Here is an 18,071-nt window from a genome sequence, read left to right on the forward strand (position 1 = left end):
CCGCGTGCGTCAGTTCTTCTGGATCTGGTCGAAGGAGAGCTCGACCGGCGTCTCGCGGCCGAAGATCTCGACCAGGCCCTTGACCTTCTTCGAGTCGGGGTTGATCTCGTTGATGGTCGCCTGGAGCGTCGCGAACGGGCCGTCGGTGACGGTGACCGAGTCGCCGACCTCGAAGTCCAGCACCTGGACCTCGACCTTGCGCTGCGGAACGGGCTTGCCCTCGGCCTCGGCGGCCTCACGGGCGGCCTTCTCCTCGGCCTCCGGCGCGAGCATCTTGACGATCTCGTCCAGGGTCAGCGGGTACGGGTCGTAGGCATTGCCCACGAAGCCGGTGACGCCAGGGGTGTTGCGGACGACGCCCCAGGACTCGTTCGTCAGGTCCATGCGGACCAGGACGTAGCCCGGGAGCTTGTTCTGCTTGATCGTCTTGCGCTCGCCGTTCTTGATCTGCGCGACCTCTTCCTGCGGCACCTCGGCCTGGAAGATGAAGTCCTCGACGTTCAGCGAGACGGCACGCTGTTCGAGGTTGGTCTTCACGCGGTTCTCGTAACCGGCGTAGGTGTGGATGACGTACCACTCACCGGGCAGCGCGCGCAGCTCCTGGCGGAGGGCCTCGACCGGGTCGACCGGCTCGGGCTCCTCTTCGACGAGCTCGTCCTCGGCGTCCTCGTCGGACGCGTCCTCGGCACTCTCGTCCTCGTCCTCGACGTGCAGCGCGGCTTCCTCGGCGGGCTCGCCCGCCTCGGCCTCGGCAGCCTCGAACTCGTCCTGCTCGTCCGAGCCCTCGACGATGTCGAGCTCGTCATCGACCGACTCATCGGGCTCGACGGCGGCGTCGTTCAGGTTCGGGTCAGACACGATGGCTGCTTCTTCCTGGATACATAGGGGTGGAACATGCGAAAGGGGCGCCGGTTACCTCGGCGCCCTTCGCTCTAGACTCAGCCGAAGACGTACTTGGCGGCGTGGCTGAGCCCATAGTCAATCACGGTCACCAGGCCGATCATGATGACGACGAAGACAATGACCACGGTCGTGTACGTCGTCAGCTGGTTGCGCGTGGGCCAGACGACCTTGCGCAGCTCGGCGACGACCTGACGGTAGAAGAGGCCAAGCCTCTTGAACGGACCTTTCTTGGCCCGCTTGCCGCCCTTTCGGGTCTTCTTCGTCTCCTGCGCCTCGTCCTGGGCACCAGGCGTGTCGATGGAGCCCACGGCGTCCGCCATTCGTCCTCACCTGTTCCCGGGTCGTGGCCGTGCCGCGCCCGGTATGAGCCGCACGGCTGTGCACTACTGTACGTACATGCACACACATCCTGGCGAAGGTGTGTGTAGCAGGGCCGGAGGGACTTGAACCCCCAACCGCCGGTTTTGGAGACCGGTGCTCTACCAATTGAGCTACGACCCTTTGCGCGTCCCCCAACGTACCGCATCCGACCGGGTGCTCGGAGTGCACCTTCCACGGCGCGGCAGTTGATGGCCAACGAGGTGAGAGTGTACGTGGTCCGGGGCGCCCCGTCGAACAGAAAGCGCCCGTAGGGGCCTTGGCGGAGGAAGATCGCCGGAAAACCGACGGAAGATCACCTGGCCACCGCGTGATTCCGGACGGGTGTTCAGTGGCCGACCGCTACATGTTCAGTCTGTGAAACCCGCGTGCCGGTGGCGTTTCCGGTCTGAAACGATGGGGCCCATGAGCCCTGCAACCCCTCCCACCGAGCGCCGGGTCTCCGCCCGAGTCGGCGCGATCTCCGAGTCCGCCACCCTCGCTGTCGACGCCAAGGCCAAGGCCCTCAAGGCCGCCGGGCGTCCGGTGATCGGCTTCGGCGCCGGCGAACCCGACTTCCCGACCCCGGACTACATCGTCGAGGCGGCCGTCGAGGCCTGCAAGAACCCCAAGTACCACCGCTACACGCCGGCCGGCGGTCTGCCCGAGCTGAAGGCCGCGATCGCCGCGAAGACGCTGCGCGACTCCGGCTACGAGGTCGAGGCGTCCCAGATCCTGGTGACCAACGGCGGCAAGCAGGCCATCTACGAGGCCTTCGCCGCGATCCTCGACCCGGGCGACGAGGTCATCGTCCCGGCGCCGTACTGGACGACGTACCCGGAGTCGATCCGGCTGGCCGGCGGTGTCCCGGTGGACGTCGTCGCGGACGAGACGACCGGCTACCGGGTCTCGGTCGAGCAGCTGGAGGCGGCGCGCACCGAGAACACGAAGGTCCTCCTCTTCGTCTCCCCCTCCAACCCGACCGGCGCGGTCTACACGCGCGCGCAGATCGAGGAGATCGGCCGCTGGGCCGCCGACAACGGCCTGTGGGTCCTGACGGACGAGATCTACGAGCACCTTGTGTACGGCGACGCGGAGTTCCACTCCCTCCCGGTGGTCGTACCGGAGCTGGCCGACAAGACGATCGTCGTCAACGGTGTCGCCAAGACGTACGCGATGACCGGCTGGCGGGTCGGGTGGGTCATCGGCCCCAAGGACGTCGTCAAGGCCGCGACGAACCTCCAGTCGCACGCCACGTCGAACGTCTCCAACGTGGCCCAGGTCGCCGCGCTGGCCGCCGTCTCCGGTGATCTCTCCGCCGTGGAGAAGATGAAGGAGGCCTTCGACCGCCGCCGCAAGACCATCGTGCGGATGCTGAACGAGATCGACGGCGTGGTCTGCCCGGAGCCCGAGGGCGCCTTCTACGTGTACCCGTCGGTCAAGGCGCTGCTCGGCAAGGACATCCGCGGCAAGCGCCCGCAGGACTCGGTCGAGCTGGCCGCGCTCATCCTCGAGGAGGTCGAGGTCGCGGTCGTCCCGGGCGAGGCCTTCGGCACCCCCGGGTATCTGCGGCTGTCGTACGCCCTGGGTGACGAGGATCTCGTCGAGGGCGTCAGCCGGATCCAGAAGTTGCTGGCCGAGGCGCAGGACTGACGCTGGACTGACGTTTTCGCGCTCCACGCGCGCGTGACGGGCCGTCTCCCCTGGGGGAGGCGGCCCGTTTCTGCGTGCGAGCAAGACCACGTACGGGGAATCCGGTATCGGGAGGCCTCCGCGGTACGGCAGGATCCTCGAATGGAGCGTGTACGTGATGTCTCTGAGCTGCCGAAGGCCCATCTGCATCTGCACTTCACCGGGTCGATGCGGCCGGCGACCGTGCTGGAACTGGCCGACAAGTACGGCGTCCGTCTGCCCGACGCCCTCACCGAGGCGCTGACCAGCGGGGAACCGCCGAGTCTGCGGGCGACCGACGAGCGGGGCTGGTTCCGCTTCCAGCGTCTGTACGACGCGGCGCGGTCGTGTCTGCGGGAGCCGGACGACATCCGGCGGCTGGTGCGCGAGGCCGCCGAGGAGGACGTCAAGGACGGCTCCGGGTGGCTGGAGATCCAGGTCGACCCGACGTCGTACGCACCACGTCTGGGCGGGCTGATCCCGGCGCTGGAGATCATCCTGGACGCGGTCGAGACGACCTCCCGCGAGACGGGCCTGGGGATGCGGGTGCTGGTCGCCGCGAACCGGATGAAGCACCCGCTGGACGCGCGCACGCTGGCCCGGCTCGCGGTGCGGTACGCGGACCGGGGCGTGGTCGGCTTCGGCCTCTCGAACGACGAACGCCGGGGTATGGCGCGGGACTTCGACCGGGCCTTCCACATCGCGCGGGAGGGCGGACTGCTGTCCGCTCCGCACGGCGGCGAACTGACGGGGCCGTCGTCGGTGCGGGACTGCCTCGACGACCTGCACGCCGACCGGCTCGGTCACGGGGTGCGCGCGGCGGAGGACCCGCGGCTGCTGAAGCGCCTCGCCGAGCGGGGCATCACCTGCGAGGTGTGCCCGGCGTCGAACGTCGCCCTGGGCGTCTACGAGAAGCCCGAGGACGTGCCGCTGCGCACGCTGTACGAGGCGGGGGTCCCGATGGCTCTGGGGGCGGATGATCCTTTGCTCTTCGGCTCGCGGCTGGCCGCCCAGTACGAGATCGCGCGCCGCCATCACGCCTTCACGGACGAGGAGTTGGCGGAATTGGCACGGCAGTCGCTGCGGGGTTCGGCGGCGCCGGCGGATGTGAAGGCGAAGCTGTTGGCGGGGGTCGACGACTGGCTGGCGCAGGGCGTGTAGCGGCGGGGTCAGTCCGCGATCCCGGCGAGCAGGGTGCGGGCCAGCCGTGCGGCGAACTCGTCGACCGGCGGCCGTACGCCCTCTGCGGTCGCCTCGTACGCGAACGCGCGCTGGGCGCACGCGCCGAGGAGCAGGGAGGCGGCGGCGAAGGTGTCGGCATCGGGGCGGACGCGGCCGACGGCCTGTTCGGCACGCAGGTAGGCGTCGAGGCCCTCGATGGGCCGGTGCGGCCCCGCGCCGATCTCCCTCATCGCGTCGTCGTGCCGGCGCTTGAGCTGGGTCTCCGCGTACAGCGAGGCGGCGATCGGGAAGCTCTGCTCGTAGAAGAGGGCGGCCCGGCGGGCGATCTCGGTGAGGTTCTCCGTCAGTGTGCCCCGGCCGGGCTCGGCGACCAGGCTGCTCAGCAGGGGCGTCAATTGCGGCAGCCGCTCCGTGAGGACGCGGATGAACAGGTCTTCCTTGCTGTCGAAGTACTTGTAGAGCGCCGCCTCGGAACAGTCCGCCGCCTTGGCGATCTCCTTGGTGGTGGTACGGGCCAGCCCGACGGTGAGCATCAGTTCGTGAGCGGCGTCGAGGAGACGGACGCGGGCTGGCTTCTTCTCCATGGCACGGCCAATCGGGCTTGACGGGTGAGTGAGTGCTTACCCATTCTAGGGAGAGGCAGAGGTGAGTGAATACTCACCCACCACACGAACCCAGGAGGAGCCATGCACCTCACAGTCTTCGGTGCCACGGGAGGCATCGGCCAGGAGATCGTCCGGCAGGCCCTGGATTCGGGGCACCGGGTCACCGCGGTGGTACGGGATCCGGCGCGGCTGGCGGCGACCGGTGAGCAGCTCGAGGTGGTCCGCTCGGAGCTGACCGACCCGGAGGAGGTGCGGGCCGCCGTGGCCGGCCGGGACGCGGTCCTGTCGGGGCTGGGCGCGCGCACCCGCAAGGAGGCCGGGGTCACGGCCCGGCTCACGCGTACGGTGCTGGGCGCGATGGACGCGACGGGGGTACGGCGGCTCGTCGTGGTGAGCGCGGGTCCGGTGGGTCCGGTGCCCGCGGTGGAGGGTCTCCTCGACCGCACGGCACGACGGATCGTCACGGCGCTTCTGAAGGATGTCTACGCCGACCTGGGCGCGATGGAGGCCGAGTTGGGCCGTAGCGCCACGGACTGGACGGTCGTGCGGCCGCCGCGGCTGCAGAACAAGCCGGTCACGGGGGTGTACCGGACGGTGGTCGGCGGTTTCCCTGCCAAGGGGCGGTTCATCGGGCGGGCGGATGTGGCGCACGCGATGTTGGCGATGACCGGGGATCCGGGGGTGGTGAAGCAGGGGGTGGGGGTGGCGTATTGAGGTGGGCTGCGCTGGGCTGAGTTGAAGTGAGGCTGTGGTGCTAGAGGGTCACGCCGACCGTCACCGGTTCGTTGACCAGCGTGATGCCGAAGGTCTCCCGGACGCCGGCGACGACCTCGCGCGCGAGGGTGAGCAGGTCCTCGGTGGTGGCGTCGCCGCGGTTGGTGAGGGCGAGGGTGTGCTTGGTGGAGATGCGGGCCGGGCCGGTGCCGTAGCCCTTGGTGAAGCCCGCCTTGTCGATCAGCCAGGCCGCGGAGGTCTTGGTGTGTCCCTCCCCCGCCGGGAACGCGGGCGGTTCCACGCCCTCGCCCAAGTGCTCACGCACGCGTGCGTGGAACGCGGCGAACTCCGTGTCGGTGAGGATCGGGTTCGTGAAGAAGGAACCGGCCGACCAGGTGTCGTGGTCGTCGGGGTCCAGGACCATGCCCTTGCCGGCTCGCAGCTTGAGGACGGTCTCGCGGGCGGCGGCCAGCGGGACGCGGTCGCCGGGCTCGACGCCGAGTGCGCGGGCCGTCTCGGCGTACTTGATCGGCGCGGAGAGGCCGTCCGCGTCCTCCAGGTCGAAGCGGACGCGCAGGACGACGTATCGCTCGGGGTCTGCCTTGAAGCGGCTGTGGCGGTAGGAGAAGGCGCAGTCGGCGGGCGCGAGGGTGACCGTCTCGCGGGCGTGCCGGTCGTACGCGACCACCTCGGTGATCGTGGACGACACTTCTTGTCCGTACGCCCCCACGTTCTGGATCGGCGTCGCGCCTGCCGACCCCGGAATCCCGGCCAGACACTCGATCCCGGCGAGCCCGGCCTCGACGGTACGGGCGACGGCGTCGCTCCACACCTCACCGGCGGCAAGCTCGAGACGGGTGCCGTCGAGTTGGAAACCCTTGGTGGCGACGACGAGTGCGGTCCCGGCGAACCCCTTGTCCCCGATCACCAGATTCGACCCCCCACCGATCACCAACAACGGCGTCCGCGCGTCATCGGCGTCCCGAACAGCCCGGATCACCTCGGCGTCGCTCGTCGCGGTGATCAGCCGATCAGCGGACCCACCCAGCCGAAAGGTGGTCAACGGGGCGAGGGGGGCATCGTGAAGTTCCTGCACGCGCCCAAGAGTACGAGACGGGACTGACAGGGTCGGCCGGGGCCAGGGACGAATGCCTGCGGCGCCTGCGCGGGATCGGCGGGGGCGCGCGTAGCGCCTACGCGCGCACCGTGGGTCGGGGCCGGGGCGGGGGGTATCCGTCCTCGGACCGGCGGTACCGCCGACCGACGAAGCGCGGTACGTGAACGCCGGCCACTGCGGGCGGACACCCCCCGCCCCGTCCCCTTCGCACGGTGAGCGGGTGCGGGTCGTGGACAACCCCCTTCACACAGAGGGCTGGTGCAGGCCGTCGATACGTCCCTTCACACGGTGGGCGGGTGCGGGCCGTCGATACGTCCCTTCACACCGAGGGCGGGTGCGGGCCGTCGGCACATCCCCACCCGCCTCCCCCCACCCAAGCTGCGGGCAGTCGTGCCGCTGGGGCGGCACGGGTGGGCGCAGGCGGCGCCCCGTCAGCGCCGGGCTGCGCGACCCACCCCCGCACCAGCTCCAGTGCGCGGGTACGACGAAACGGCCCTGCCTGTCCTGGCAGAGCCGTTTCATTGCGGCCGGGTCGGGCTATCAGCCGGCGATCGACTCCAAGGCCGGCGCCTGGTCCTCCGTCCGCGAAGACTCCGCCGCCTTCTCGGACCGCCGCGTCGGGATGAGCAGCGCAGCAACACCCGCGAGAGCCACAACCCCCGCCCCCGTCACCAGCGCCGGCTGCAGGCCGTCCACGAACCGCTGCCCCGACTCGTACCCACCCTGAGACGCGAAGATCGACGCCATGATGGCGATGCCGAGCGCGCCACCGACCTCGCGCAGGGCGTTGTTCGCCCCGGACGCGATCCCCTGTTCCTTGGGCAGAACGCTGGACATGACCAGGTTGGCGGCCGGAGCGAAGTACAGCGCCATACCGATGCCGCTGACGATCAGACCCGGCAACTGGACGGCGTAAGACACATCAGGGGTGACCACGGAAGCCATCCAGGCGAGACCGGCCGCCTGAAGGAAAAGGCCCGTGGCGACGACGGGGCGGCCACCGATCCGGTCGGAGAGGATGCCCGCGATGGGCGCGACCAGCATCGGCATACCGGTCCAGGGCAGCATCCGGAGGCCCGCCTCGGTGGGCGAGTAGCCCAGGACACCCTGCATGTACTGGCTGAGCAGGAAGATCGACCCGAACATCCCGAGGAACATCAGCAGACTCGCCGCGTTGATGCCGGCGAAGGCCCGCGAGCGGAACAGCCGCATCGGGAGCATGGGGTTCTTGGCCCGGATGCTGTAGAGGACGAATCCGACGAGCAATACGGCTCCGGCGAACAGGCCGGTCAGGACCAGAGAGCTGTTCCAGCCGTCGGAGGGGCCGCGGACCAGGCCGTAGACGATCCCGAACAGGCCGCCGCTGGCGAGGAGCGTGCCGGGTACGTCCAGCGGCGCACCCGTGCCGAAGGACTCGGAGAGGCGAAGGCGGGCCAGGGGCAGCAACGCGATGCCGAGCGGGACGTTCAGCCAGAAGATCCAGTGCCAGGAGATGTGCTCGGTGAGGCTGCCGCCGATGAGGGGGCCGGATGCCACTGCGAGGCCGTTGACCGCGCCCCAGATTCCGAACGCCATGCCGCGCTTGGCTGCCGGTACGGCCTCGGTCAGGAGGGTGAGGGTCAACGGCATCATGATCGCCGCGCCTACGCCCTGGACCGCACGCGCCGCGATGAGGCTGTCGATGCCGGTGGCCATGGCCGCCGCCGCGGACGCGACGGTGAAGACGCTGATGCCGACGAGGAACATCCGTCGGCGGCCGAACCGGTCACCGAGCGCCGCGCCGAACATCAGGAGCACGGCGAAGGTGAGCGTATAAGCGCTCACGGTCCATTCGAGGTCGCCCAGCGCGCCGCCGAGATCCTTGCGGATGGAGGGCAGGGCGGTGGTGACCACGAGGTTGTCGAGGGCCGCCATGAATCCGGCGACGCTGGTGATGACGAGGGCCCAGACGGTTCCCCCGCGACGTGCTGTCTGCTCTGACATCGCTCCCCCAGAGAGTGATCAGTCGCTTCGGTGGTGAGTCTGCTGCTGCTTACTTAATTAGTTATTGATTACTAACTTTTGCGGGCATGAAAAGGCGGTTGCGGCGCCTTCTCCCCGCTCACGTGAACCACTTGCGTTGGTCGAACTAGCCGTTCCCGGTGATCTGGTTGCACGGATTGCCCCTGAGCCGGGCCTCCGGCCCAAAGCCCTCCCAGACCCGATGCTCCGGCGGAAAACCCATGGCCACCAGACAGTTGATGAGCATCCCGTACGCCAGGAACGACGTCGTCTCGTCGACATCGGCACCGAAGGACAGCCGCAGCGTGTCCCACAGCCGCGACCAGCCCGCCCGCACCTCTTCGCCGAGTTCGAGGTCGCCGGCCTGCTCGGCGGCGGCCACGGTGATGTACATCTGCATCTGCATCAGCAGCCGCTCCGGCTGCTCCGCGATGACCTTGCGGTACGTCTCTCCCATGGCATGCAGGGCCTCTTCGCCCTGCAACCCCTTGGCGGCCTCCTCGAACGTGCGGATCGTGTCGTCCACGCACCGCTGCGCCGCCGCGAGGAACATCGCCTTCTTGCCCGGGAAGAGCCGGAAGAGATACGGCTGCGAGACACCGACGCGCTTGGCGATCGCCTCGGTCGACGTGCCGTAGTACCCACCCCGCGCGAACTCGGCGGTCGCCGCACGGATGACGCTCTCGCGCCTCTCTTCTGCGCTCATCCTGACCATGTGACGAAGTTAGTACTCAATCACTAACTACGTCAAGTGGGTGCGGAAGAGGTGGTTGAGGAGGCTGTGGAGACGGAGGGGGAGGTTGGGGTGAAGGCCGAGGCATGCGTAAGGGGCGCCCTCGATGGAGTACGCCCCTTACCGCAAGCCACGCGTGCGTGTCTCAGCCCAGCCGTACGACCGCCCGGGACATGCCCAGCACCTTCTGGCCGGCGCTGGTCGCCATGAGGTCCACGCGGACCGTGTTGTCGTCGAGCTTGGCGGCGACCTTGCCGCTGACCTCGATGACGGCGCCCTGGTCGTCGTTCGGGACGACGACCGGCTTGGTGAAGCGGACGCCGTACTCGACGACCGCGCCCGGGTCGCCGGTCCAGTCGGTGACCACACGGATCGCCTCGGCCATGGTGAACATGCCGTGCGCGATCACGTCCGGCAGCCCGACCTCCTTGGCGAACTTCTCGTTCCAGTGGATCGGGTTGAAGTCCCCGGACGCGCCCGCGTACTGGACGAGCGTGGCACGGGTCACGGGAAAGGTCTGGGCGGGCAGCTCGGTGCCGACCTCGACGTCGTCGTAAGCGATCTTCGCCGTCATCGGTTCCTCACGCCTCCTCTGCCGCGCGGGAGACCAGTTTGGTCAGGGCGGTCACGACGTGCTCGCCCGCCTCGTCGTGGACCTCGCCGCGGATGTCCAGGATGTCGTTGCCGGCCATGGACTTGATGGCCTCGATGGTCGAGGTGACGGTGAGCCGGTCACCGGCCCGCACGGGGCGGACGTAGACGAACTTCTGGTCGCCGTGCACGACCCGGCTGTAGTCCAGGCCCAGCTGCGGGTCCTCGATGACCTGTCCCGCGGCCTTGAAGGTGATCGCGAACACGAAGGTCGGCGGGGCGATCACATCGGGGTGACCGAGCGCCTTGGCGGCTTCCGGGTCCGTGTACGCCGGGTTGGTGTCTCCCACCGCGACCGCGAACTCACGGATCTTCTCCCGGCCCACCTCGTACGGGTCGGTGGGCGGATAGGTCCGCCCCACGAAGGACTGGTCGAGCGCCATGGCTCGGCACCTCCTGTTGTCTGAACCGGTCGGTAACCGGGGCCGATAACGACACGAGGCCGCCCCCCGACTGCGGGGGCGGCCTCGTGTACGAGCCTGATTTATCGCGTTTCGCGGTGCGCGGTGTGCGCGTTGCAACGCGGGCAGTGCTTCTTCATCTCCAGTCGGTCCGGGTTGTTACGCCGGTTCTTCTTGGTGATGTAGTTCCGCTCCTTGCACTCCACGCAGGCCAGCGTGATCTTCGGGCGGACGTCGGTGGCAGCCACAGGAGTGCTCCTTGACGAACGGATGGGACGATGAACGCATAAAAGAGTAGCCGATCGAAGGACCGACCCCGCAATCGGCTACTGTCAGTAGCGGTGACCGGACTTGAACCGGTGACACAGCGATTATGAGCCGCTTGCTCTACCGACTGAGCTACACCGCTGTGATGCGATCAGTTCCCGCCTTGCGACGGGAACCTCTCACACCAGAGCCCCAATACGGAATCGAACCGTAGACCTTCTCCTTACCATGGAGACGCTCTACCGACTGAGCTATTGGGGCGAGCGATGAAGACATTACACGCTCGGCAGCCGTTCACCCAAATCCGTTTCGTGGCCCCCATACAGGCCCATCCAGCCGCTCCCCCAGCGGCCTCCGGAGCCCCTCGGGACCGTCGGACCACACCGGTACGACTATTGCGCTCCTCCCCGACACGGGCGGATCACCGCCCTAGGCTCGACTCACTCTGCGTGATCTTGCCGCCCCGGTGAGCACCCGGTCCGCAGTGCCCGAGTCCGCGCAGCCCCGAGCCCCTGGAGCGCGATGCCCGACAGCCAGCCGCAGCCGCCCCACTCGTCGTCCTCCTCGTCTTCCTCCTCCGGTTCCTCGGGCCCCGCGGGCTCGTCGGGACAGGGCGACTCGGCCTCCCTGCTGCTGTGCGGGGCGCGGCTGACCGACGGCCGGACGGTGGACGTACGGCTGGGTGGCGGGCGTATCGAGGCGGTCGGTACGGCCGGCAGCCTGGCGACGGACGCCGCTCGGGGCTGCGGCGCGCGCGTGGACCTCACCGGCTATCTGCTCCTGCCGGCCCCGGCCGAACCGCACACCCACGGTGACACCGCCCTGTCGGCCGACGGCGACGGGCCCGCCTCCTCCGCCCCCGAGGACGTCCAACGCCGGGCGACCGAGGCCGCGCTGCTGCAACTCGGCCACGGGGCGACCGCCGTACGGGCGCACGTGCGCGTGGGTGACGTCCAGGGGCTCGGCGCGCTGGCCGCGGTGCTGCAGGCACGGCGTTCGCTGCGCGGCCTGACGGAGCTGACGGCGGTCGCCATGCCGCGGCTGCTGACGGGCGTGGCCGGCGCGGACGGGCTCGCGATGCTCCGGGACGCGCTGAAGATGGGCGCCTCGGTGGTGGGCGGCTGTCCCGACCTGGACCCCGACCCGACGGGCTATGTGGAGGCGGTTCTCGAGGTCGCCTCCGAGCACGGCTGCCCCGTCGACCTGCACACCGACGCCGCCGACCCGGCGCGCCTCGCCCGCCTCGCCGCGATGTCCGGCGGTCTGCGCACCGGCGTGACCCTCGGCCCGTGCGGCGGCCTGGACCGGCTGCCCGCCGAGGCGGCCCCGCGCATCGCCGACGGGCTCGCCACGGCCGGCGTGACCGTGGTGTGTCTGCCCCAGGGCGGCTGCGCCGCCGTCGACCGCCGCGACACGGCTCCGGTACGGCTGCTGCGCTCGGCCGGCGTACGCGTCGCCGCGGGCAGCGGCGCCCTGCGCGACCTGTCGAACCCGGTGGGCCGCGGGGACCCCCTGGAGGCGGCCTACCTCCTGGCCTCCCGCTACGGCCTGCGCCCCGAGGACGCCTACGACGCCGTGAGCTCCTCAGCCCGCGCCGCCCTCGGCCTGCCCGAGGTCCGCGTCGAGGCCGGCTTCCCCGCCGAACTCCTCGCGGTACGCGGCGACCGACTCGCGGGCGCCCTCTCCCTGGCGTACAGCCGCATCGTCGTACACCGGGGGCGCGTGGTGGCACGAACGAGCGCGGTACGGGAGTACTGCAACTCGGCGGCGGCAGCGGAACTGGGGTTGCCTCGGCAGGGCCGGGGCGAGGTGTCGTGACGGGGCGGATGGCGCACGCCTCCGGCGCGCGAGCCGCCTGTATCCGCTCCCGGGTGCGCCCCTGAGGCGTGGCTCAAGTCGTACGGCGGATGCGGCCGTCCGGGCGTACGGTCGAAGGCATGCGCATTGTCATCGCTGGTGGTCATGGTCAGATCGCGTTGCGGCTGGAGCGCCTGCTCGCCGCGCGCGGAGACGAGGTCGCGGGGATCATCCGCCACCCCGAACAGTCCGACGATCTGCGGGAGGCCGGTGCCGAACCGGTGCTCCTGGACCTGGAGTCGGCCTCCGTGGAGGAGGTCGCGGAGAAACTGCGGGGCGCCGACGCGGCGGTCTTCGCGGCGGGCGCGGGCCCGGGCAGCGACGCAGCCCGCAAGGACACGGTGGACAAGGGCGCGGCGGTCCTGTTCGCGGACGCGGCGGTCAAGGCGGGTGTACGACGACACGTGGTCGTCTCGTCGATGGGCGCCGACCCCGCGCACCAGGGGGACGGCATCTTCGACGTGTACCTGCGCGCCAAGGGCGAGGCGGACGCGTACGTGCAGGGCCTGAACGCGCTGGACGCGACGATCCTGCGCCCCGGCGCGCTCACGAACGACGCCGGGACCGGTCTCGTCCGCCTGGAGGCCCGCACGGGCCGCGGCGCGGTACCGCGCGACGACGTGGCCGCCGTACTGGCGGAGTTGGTGGACAGCGTCGCGACGGCGGGCCTGGTTCTGGAACTGATCAGTGGCTCGACGCCGGTGTCGGTCGCGGTCAAGTCGGTGGCGGGGAATTGAGACCGACGGCAGTCCGTCGGAGCGGTCAGAAGAGCGGGAGCTGGCCGGGGAATTCGGGAACTGTGTAGCCGTCCAACGACGGCTGCGCGGCACCCAGTTGCGTCTGACGGCGCGACCCGGGGCACGACACCAGCTCCCCCGCCTCTCGCGCCCCGGGCGGATCGTGCCGCGCGATCCGTCCGGCGACCACGGCGATCTCACGCCGGCATTCGGGACAGTGTCTACGGGGAGTGGACATGCTGTCAGTGTGCCCCGAGGGTCACTGTGTTGCGCGTGCGCGCGGCCGGGGCGAGGTGGACGTCAGCCGGGGTGGCGGCATGAGGAAACCGGCGGAGCACGCAAAGACCCCCTCCGCCCTGCTCTTACGCAAGTCGGAGGGGGTCTTTTTCCCGTGTGGCGGCGCCAGGATTCGAACCTGGGAAGGCTGAGCCGGCAGATTTACAGTCTGCTATGTATGGCGCCAAGGTACGTCGCCTGACCTGCACATTTGGTAGAGGTGCAGGGTGTCGGGCCATGAGCCGTCCACGTGTCGTCCACAGCAGCTTGGATCAAGTTCGCTCCCGCGTGACGGCAGTGACTCACGCCCCATCGAAGGCAAGGTTCCACTCACCCCCGAAGGGCACTGATCAATGCTGCGAATGCCCCGATCAATCCTGCCAGAGCAGTCACTGCGGGCAGCGAGCGGTTGACCCAGTGGGGGTGGTCCTCCCTACGCTCCTCAACAGGAGGGGTCTCGGGCTTCATCAGATTGCTCCTCCGGTCAATGAAGTGCCATGAGCAGTCCTAGTGCCATGGCCGCGCGAATCGGCGGCGCCCCCGTCAGCCACGACGGGGGCGCCCCTGTTCTTCCTGTTGCAACACAACCCGTCCGGCGCGAGCGAAGCGATGCCCTCGGCCAAGTCCGGCAAAGTCCGGACACCTTCGATGCATGTCAACTAGGGTTTTGGCGCATCCGCCGGACGGCACCGGACAGCCTCGGCCATGCCCGGACGGCTGCGGACGCAGAAAGGAAGCCGAGAGATGAGCTTGGCGCCACAACTTCAGGAGTTGCGGTTACGGGCAGGGAGCCCGACAGTTCGCCAGATTGAGCGCCTAATTGCGCGGCAAGGGCGAGACCGAAAAATGGCACGCTCGACCATTCAGGACAAGTTATCAGGGAAGAGCCCATCTAACTTGCCTGAAGTGCTGTCAATTGTTGAGGCGCTGGCAGAACACGCGAGGCTCAGTGGAGCTCCACTTCCCTCTCAGGAAATAGATCCCGGCGTCTGGCGCGAGCGGGTATCAGCCTCTAAGAAAGCACCCTCAAGGACTCTCAGCGCGTCGCACACGGCACCTATCTCCGCCGAACAGCAGAGGCCATGGAACGTGGAGGCACTGAAGCTGGCTCAAATGCACGACCTCGTCGAGATCGTCCAGAATTCCGGCGATACCCCAACCGCATCCTGGCTTCCAAAGGTAGTGGCACCGATGCTGCTTGCCGAGATGTCTGTTCTCGAATTCACAAAAAGGGCCGCGGAAGACAGCCCTCAACAGATCATTCAAACCCTCGTAGCACTCAACGAAGTCTTCCCCGATACAGAATCCGATCCGTGGAAAAAGTCAAACCCCTGGCTAGTCAGCGAGAATGATCGAACGGTTGGCTCACTACTGACCCACACGGCCCGAAGGCATGGAGCAAGGGCAACTCCCGCCATCGTCGTAGCCATGCGCCGAGCAGAAATCGGCGAGCACGTCAATCAATATCTCATCGCCAATGCCCGCCTACAGCCAGCACGCAGCATTCAGCACATAGTCCGACAGTTACGGGCAGCCACACTGACAACCGACGCGAACAAGGTTCTTGAGTTCGTAGGATCGAAGCGACAGACCGATCGCGTTCCCGAGGTTGTGTTTGCGTTCCGCACGTCAGGGGAAACCGGCGACGCGACGAGGATTCTCCGAGGAGTCGGAGCCGCTGGCTGGTACTCAATTAAGAACATGGTTGACGAAATCGCGAATCACGAATCAGTCGATGAGTTAATTCGCGACATCCTCCGAGGAATTCCCTACGATAAACATTCAGAATATGCAGAGCAGATCAGAAAGTATGGTGATGATGCGCTGGCTCAAAGGATCCTGAGCGTTGCAGATGAACCTCCATTTTAGAGCGCAGCCGAGCAGGTGCACCCAATTCTCGACCTACTTTCAAGCCTAATCGATACGGACCGAGTGATGGAGCGCACGCCGGTCGCTACGGAGGCAACACTCGCCGTCCGCCAGCGCGCTAGACAACGACTGGTGCGAACTGAACAGGAACTGCCAACACCCCTGATGAACAGTTCCTGCCCGCTACCCTGGTACGCACCACGGCAGAACGGAGAGTGCTCCGAGCATGGGTCCGAAGACGACCAAGGTCTACGAGGCGCTTCGCGAACGGCTCACCGCCGGCGAGTACGCCCCCGGTGACAAGTTCCCCTCAGAACGGGCGCTCGTGGAAGACCTCGGCATCGGCCGCACCGCGCTCCGTCAGGTCATGGCCCGACTCGTGTCCGAGGGCGCCCTGGAAGTCCGCGGGCGTAGTTCGTACCGTGTGCCCGGGGCCGTGAGCGTCAAGGCCCCCGAAGGGTTGGAGCCATGGCGCATCCACGGTGAGCGGGATGTGTACGACAATCCGTGGGTCAAGCTCCAACTGTGGGACGTGGAGCCGCCCGGCGTGGAGCGCTTCGAACATCACGTGGTGAAGCTGCACCGCGTCGCCATTACCGCAGTCCTGGACGACTCGGACCGCGTACTGATGATGTGGCGCTACCGCTTCGTGCCACAGCAGTGGGGTTGGGAACTCCCCGGCGGGATCGTCGATGAAGGGGAAGAGCCGGCGGACACAGCAGTGCGAGAAGTCGTAGAAGAGACAGGGTGGCGCCCGAAGTCCGTGGAACATGTCGTCAGCTATCAGCCCATGGTCGGCATGGTCGACTCGCCTCACGAGATCTTCGTGGGACACGGAGCCGAGCGAGTCGGCTCACCGACGGACCTTGAAGAGGCTGGACACGTCGAATGGGTGCCGTTGGCTGAAATCCCTGGCCTGATGGCTCGCGGTGAACTGATGGGTTCCGGCACCCTCGTGGCCCTGCTACACATCCTGGTAAGCCGGGGTAAGCCGGGGGTCACAACCTCGCACTGAGAAGGTCGACACGGCGGCGCTGCCGCACCGAACCGGTGCGGCTCGCCAACAGCCGCGCCTGCCTCAGGTGGGTGTGCGCATCGTCGTACTCGGCTCGCGACAAGTGCGCCTGCACGAGGTCGGCATGCAACCCGGCCTGCGCTCGGACAAAGGTCGGGTCCATCACGTCCAGCGCGTCATAGAGGCTGGTCACCGCCTCACCGTCGCCGAGCAGGGCAAGCACGTTGCCGTGCCATCGGGCCAGATGAGCGCCGTTCAGGAAGATGCTCAGCATGTCCGGGTCTCGATCCTCCGAGCCCGGAGGAATCGTCGACATGGCCGCATCGAGTGCTCGTCGGCAATCGTCGGGCAGTCCCGCATGGGCGCACAATTCCGCTTCCGCGGCGTACAGCCATGCCCGAAGCCGGGGTGATCCGGCTTGGCCGATGGCGCGTTGGGCATCGCGGACCAGTTCGACACCGAGCGTCGGCCGTCCTGCTTCACACAATACGTACGCCTGCTCAGCCATCGCGTGCGCGAGGTACATCGGGGCCTCAGCGTCGCGCGCCGCTCGCTTCGCGAGTTCGTAGTGCCGCCACGCCCTTTCGACCGCGCCCGAGTCGATCGCCTGCCACGCCGCGAGGGTGGACGCCCCTGCGAGGGCGAGTGCCACGGGCCGCCTGGCATTCGGGAGCACTGCGAAGTTCAGGGCGTCTTCGAGTGCGCCCAGGTGTCCCGCCATCTGGTCCACCAGACCAGACGCACCTCTCTCCCGGTCCATGGTCCGCAGTAGCTCGGTCTGAGCTTCGAATGCCTTCACCATGGACTGGCTGACGCTACTGGCTGAATCGATCCTGCTCAGAAGTTCGTCGTACCCGTCGGCCACCGACGGGGGAACTACGAGCGGACCGCCCCTCAACTCTGCGTCCGTGACGCCCATGAGTTGTCGCAGGATCGCCGCGTAGCGATCCGAGATATTGCGCTTGCCGTTCTCCCACTCGGACACGTACACCCGCAAACTCGCGGTCGACGCAACGTCCGTGACGTGCTGTCGGGCGTACTGCTCGATCTCGCGGACCAGTCGCTCCTGAGACCAGCCTCGCGCCGTTCGCGCGCTCCGCAGTCCTGTGCTCACGCCCACCGTCCGGCGATAGGTCCATTCATGACCTTCCCAGCATGCCTCACGTCGCCGCAGGTCAACAGGGGTTAACAGGACGCGAGTTAAGGCCTGTTGGCTACCGACCACCCTCCCGAACGGGTCTTCTGGAGATGCACCGAGGCGGGCCCTCGCCGCTCGAAGCGGCGAGACCTCTTGACTCTGGTGCGCACCAGATGCTTTCCTTCTGGTGCGCACCAGATGATGGAGTCGCATCCGATTCGCGGTGTGCAAAGCAGAGGGCGGGGACGCTGCAATCCCGCTAAAGGCCAGGGGACAGGGCTTCGGCCCGACTGGCGAGGTGGCCCGGTGACCGCGAGCAACGGCCGGCGTGTGGGGACTTGGTCCCCCTTGCAGTGCTTCACATGTGTTGATCTCGGCTGAGAGGAATCCCGGTGCACCGACGACATCGGTGGGCGCCGCCGTGATGGACCGGCCGGCGACGCCCGTACGACCTCCCGGTTCGTGAGCGGAGCACACGCGCTCACGGCCAACCTGGTCCGTTCTCTTCCTGCCATCGCGGCGGCCAGCGCCGCGGCCGGTTGCCTCCCTCGCCCGTCCGGTTCCGCGTACTGCGCGG

At 68.1% G+C, this 18,071-nt stretch carries 18 protein-coding genes and 4 tRNA genes; 7 read left to right on the forward strand and 15 right to left on the reverse strand.

The window, feature by feature from the left end:
- Positions 1 to 9 precede the first annotated feature (9 nt).
- The 3 genes from nusG to ACIP6U_RS07700 form a co-directional block, all read right to left on the reverse strand.
- A complete protein-coding gene (gene nusG / locus ACIP6U_RS07690; protein ID WP_401714056.1) occupies positions 10 to 858 on the reverse strand; it encodes a transcription termination/antitermination protein NusG in 849 nt (282 codons plus the stop codon).
- Positions 859 to 938: 80 nt separating this feature from the next.
- The gene (gene secE, locus ACIP6U_RS07695; protein WP_401714058.1) at positions 939 to 1,223 is read right to left on the reverse strand and encodes a preprotein translocase subunit SecE; all 285 of its coding nucleotides are present in this window, start codon (positions 1,221 to 1,223) and stop codon (positions 939 to 941) included.
- Positions 1,224 to 1,331: 108 nt separating this feature from the next.
- A tRNA-Trp gene (locus tag ACIP6U_RS07700) sits at positions 1,332 to 1,404 on the reverse strand.
- 282 nt (positions 1,405 to 1,686) lie between these two features.
- Here ACIP6U_RS07700 and ACIP6U_RS07705 point away from each other — a divergent pair.
- Positions 1,687 to 2,913 carry a pyridoxal phosphate-dependent aminotransferase gene (locus ACIP6U_RS07705; protein WP_401714060.1) on the forward strand — a complete coding sequence of 409 codons (1,227 nt, stop codon included), beginning with the start codon at positions 1,687 to 1,689 and terminating at the stop codon, positions 2,911 to 2,913.
- 141 nt (positions 2,914 to 3,054) lie between these two features.
- Entirely contained in the window at positions 3,055 to 4,092 is a 1,038-nt protein-coding gene (locus tag ACIP6U_RS07710) for an adenosine deaminase (protein WP_401714062.1), read from the forward strand.
- Positions 4,093 to 4,100: 8 nt separating this feature from the next.
- Here ACIP6U_RS07710 and ACIP6U_RS07715 read toward each other — a convergent pair whose 3' ends face one another.
- Positions 4,101 to 4,697: a TetR/AcrR family transcriptional regulator gene (locus ACIP6U_RS07715; RefSeq protein ID WP_401714063.1), complete on the reverse strand. Its 597-nt coding sequence runs from the start codon at positions 4,695 to 4,697 to the stop codon at positions 4,101 to 4,103.
- 102 nt (positions 4,698 to 4,799) lie between these two features.
- Here ACIP6U_RS07715 and ACIP6U_RS07720 point away from each other — a divergent pair, with 102 nt between their 5' ends.
- Complete coding sequence (locus tag ACIP6U_RS07720; RefSeq protein ID WP_401714065.1) at positions 4,800 to 5,432, forward strand: NAD(P)-dependent oxidoreductase; 633 nt, start codon at positions 4,800 to 4,802, stop codon at positions 5,430 to 5,432.
- Positions 5,433 to 5,472: 40 nt separating this feature from the next.
- On the opposite strand, the gene ACIP6U_RS07725 is transcribed toward ACIP6U_RS07720, so the two are convergent.
- From ACIP6U_RS07725 to ACIP6U_RS07760, 8 genes are all read right to left on the reverse strand, one after another.
- Positions 5,473 to 6,528 (reverse strand): UDP-N-acetylmuramate dehydrogenase, encoded by a 1,056-nt coding sequence (locus ACIP6U_RS07725; protein WP_401714066.1) that lies wholly within the window; start codon positions 6,526 to 6,528, stop codon positions 5,473 to 5,475.
- Between the two features lie 561 nt (positions 6,529 to 7,089).
- Positions 7,090 to 8,532, reverse strand: a complete 1,443-nt coding sequence (locus ACIP6U_RS07730; protein ID WP_401714068.1) for an MFS transporter — start codon at positions 8,530 to 8,532, stop codon at positions 7,090 to 7,092.
- Between the two features lie 145 nt (positions 8,533 to 8,677).
- Positions 8,678 to 9,265 (reverse strand): TetR/AcrR family transcriptional regulator, encoded by a 588-nt coding sequence (locus ACIP6U_RS07735; protein WP_401714070.1) that lies wholly within the window; start codon positions 9,263 to 9,265, stop codon positions 8,678 to 8,680.
- 163 nt (positions 9,266 to 9,428) lie between these two features.
- On the reverse strand, positions 9,429 to 9,857 hold the full coding sequence (locus ACIP6U_RS07740; RefSeq protein ID WP_401714072.1) for a MaoC family dehydratase: 429 nt from the start codon (positions 9,855 to 9,857) through the stop codon (positions 9,429 to 9,431).
- Between the two features lie 7 nt (positions 9,858 to 9,864).
- Entirely contained in the window at positions 9,865 to 10,317 is a 453-nt protein-coding gene (locus tag ACIP6U_RS07745) for a MaoC family dehydratase N-terminal domain-containing protein (RefSeq protein WP_401714074.1), read from the reverse strand.
- Between the two features lie 101 nt (positions 10,318 to 10,418).
- Positions 10,419 to 10,583, reverse strand: coding sequence for a 50S ribosomal protein L33 (rpmG, locus tag ACIP6U_RS07750; protein WP_003948671.1), 165 nt, complete (start codon positions 10,581 to 10,583; stop codon positions 10,419 to 10,421).
- Between the two features lie 88 nt (positions 10,584 to 10,671).
- Positions 10,672 to 10,744: transfer RNA gene (locus tag ACIP6U_RS07755), tRNA-Met, on the reverse strand.
- A 46-nt stretch (positions 10,745 to 10,790) separates the two neighbouring features.
- A tRNA-Thr gene (locus tag ACIP6U_RS07760) sits at positions 10,791 to 10,863 on the reverse strand.
- A 261-nt stretch (positions 10,864 to 11,124) separates the two neighbouring features.
- On the opposite strand from ACIP6U_RS07760, the gene ACIP6U_RS07765 reads away from it, so the two are divergent.
- Both ACIP6U_RS07765 and ACIP6U_RS07770 read left to right on the forward strand, forming a co-directional pair.
- Entirely contained in the window at positions 11,125 to 12,420 is a 1,296-nt protein-coding gene (locus tag ACIP6U_RS07765) for an amidohydrolase family protein (protein ID WP_401714076.1), read from the forward strand.
- 119 nt (positions 12,421 to 12,539) lie between these two features.
- Positions 12,540 to 13,196 carry an NAD(P)H-binding protein gene (locus tag ACIP6U_RS07770; RefSeq protein WP_401714078.1) on the forward strand — a complete coding sequence of 219 codons (657 nt, stop codon included), beginning with the start codon at positions 12,540 to 12,542 and terminating at the stop codon, positions 13,194 to 13,196.
- 25 nt (positions 13,197 to 13,221) lie between these two features.
- On the opposite strand, the gene ACIP6U_RS07775 is transcribed toward ACIP6U_RS07770, so the two are convergent.
- Positions 13,222 to 13,434 carry a hypothetical protein gene (locus ACIP6U_RS07775; RefSeq protein WP_401714080.1) on the reverse strand — a complete coding sequence of 71 codons (213 nt, stop codon included), beginning with the start codon at positions 13,432 to 13,434 and terminating at the stop codon, positions 13,222 to 13,224.
- A gap of 156 nt (positions 13,435 to 13,590) precedes the next feature.
- A tRNA-OTHER gene (locus ACIP6U_RS07780) sits at positions 13,591 to 13,671 on the reverse strand.
- A gap of 698 nt (positions 13,672 to 14,369) precedes the next feature.
- Between ACIP6U_RS07780 and ACIP6U_RS07785 the strand changes: the two genes are divergently transcribed.
- Positions 14,370 to 15,341 (forward strand): hypothetical protein, encoded by a 972-nt coding sequence (locus tag ACIP6U_RS07785; RefSeq protein ID WP_401714082.1) that lies wholly within the window; start codon positions 14,370 to 14,372, stop codon positions 15,339 to 15,341.
- A gap of 226 nt (positions 15,342 to 15,567) precedes the next feature.
- The gene (locus tag ACIP6U_RS07790; protein ID WP_401714084.1) at positions 15,568 to 16,356 is read left to right on the forward strand and encodes an NUDIX domain-containing protein; all 789 of its coding nucleotides are present in this window, start codon (positions 15,568 to 15,570) and stop codon (positions 16,354 to 16,356) included.
- On the opposite strand, the gene ACIP6U_RS07795 is transcribed toward ACIP6U_RS07790, so the two are convergent.
- The gene (locus tag ACIP6U_RS07795) at positions 16,340 to 17,347 is read right to left on the reverse strand and encodes an XRE family transcriptional regulator (protein ID WP_401714431.1); all 1,008 of its coding nucleotides are present in this window, start codon (positions 17,345 to 17,347) and stop codon (positions 16,340 to 16,342) included. The two genes, ACIP6U_RS07790 and ACIP6U_RS07795, sit on opposite strands and share 17 nt — an antisense overlap.
- Positions 17,348 to 18,071: the final 724 nt, after the last annotated feature.

The organism is Streptomyces sp. NPDC088794, assembly GCF_044750545.1.
Lineage (GTDB): Bacteria > Actinomycetota > Actinomycetes > Streptomycetales > Streptomycetaceae > Streptomyces.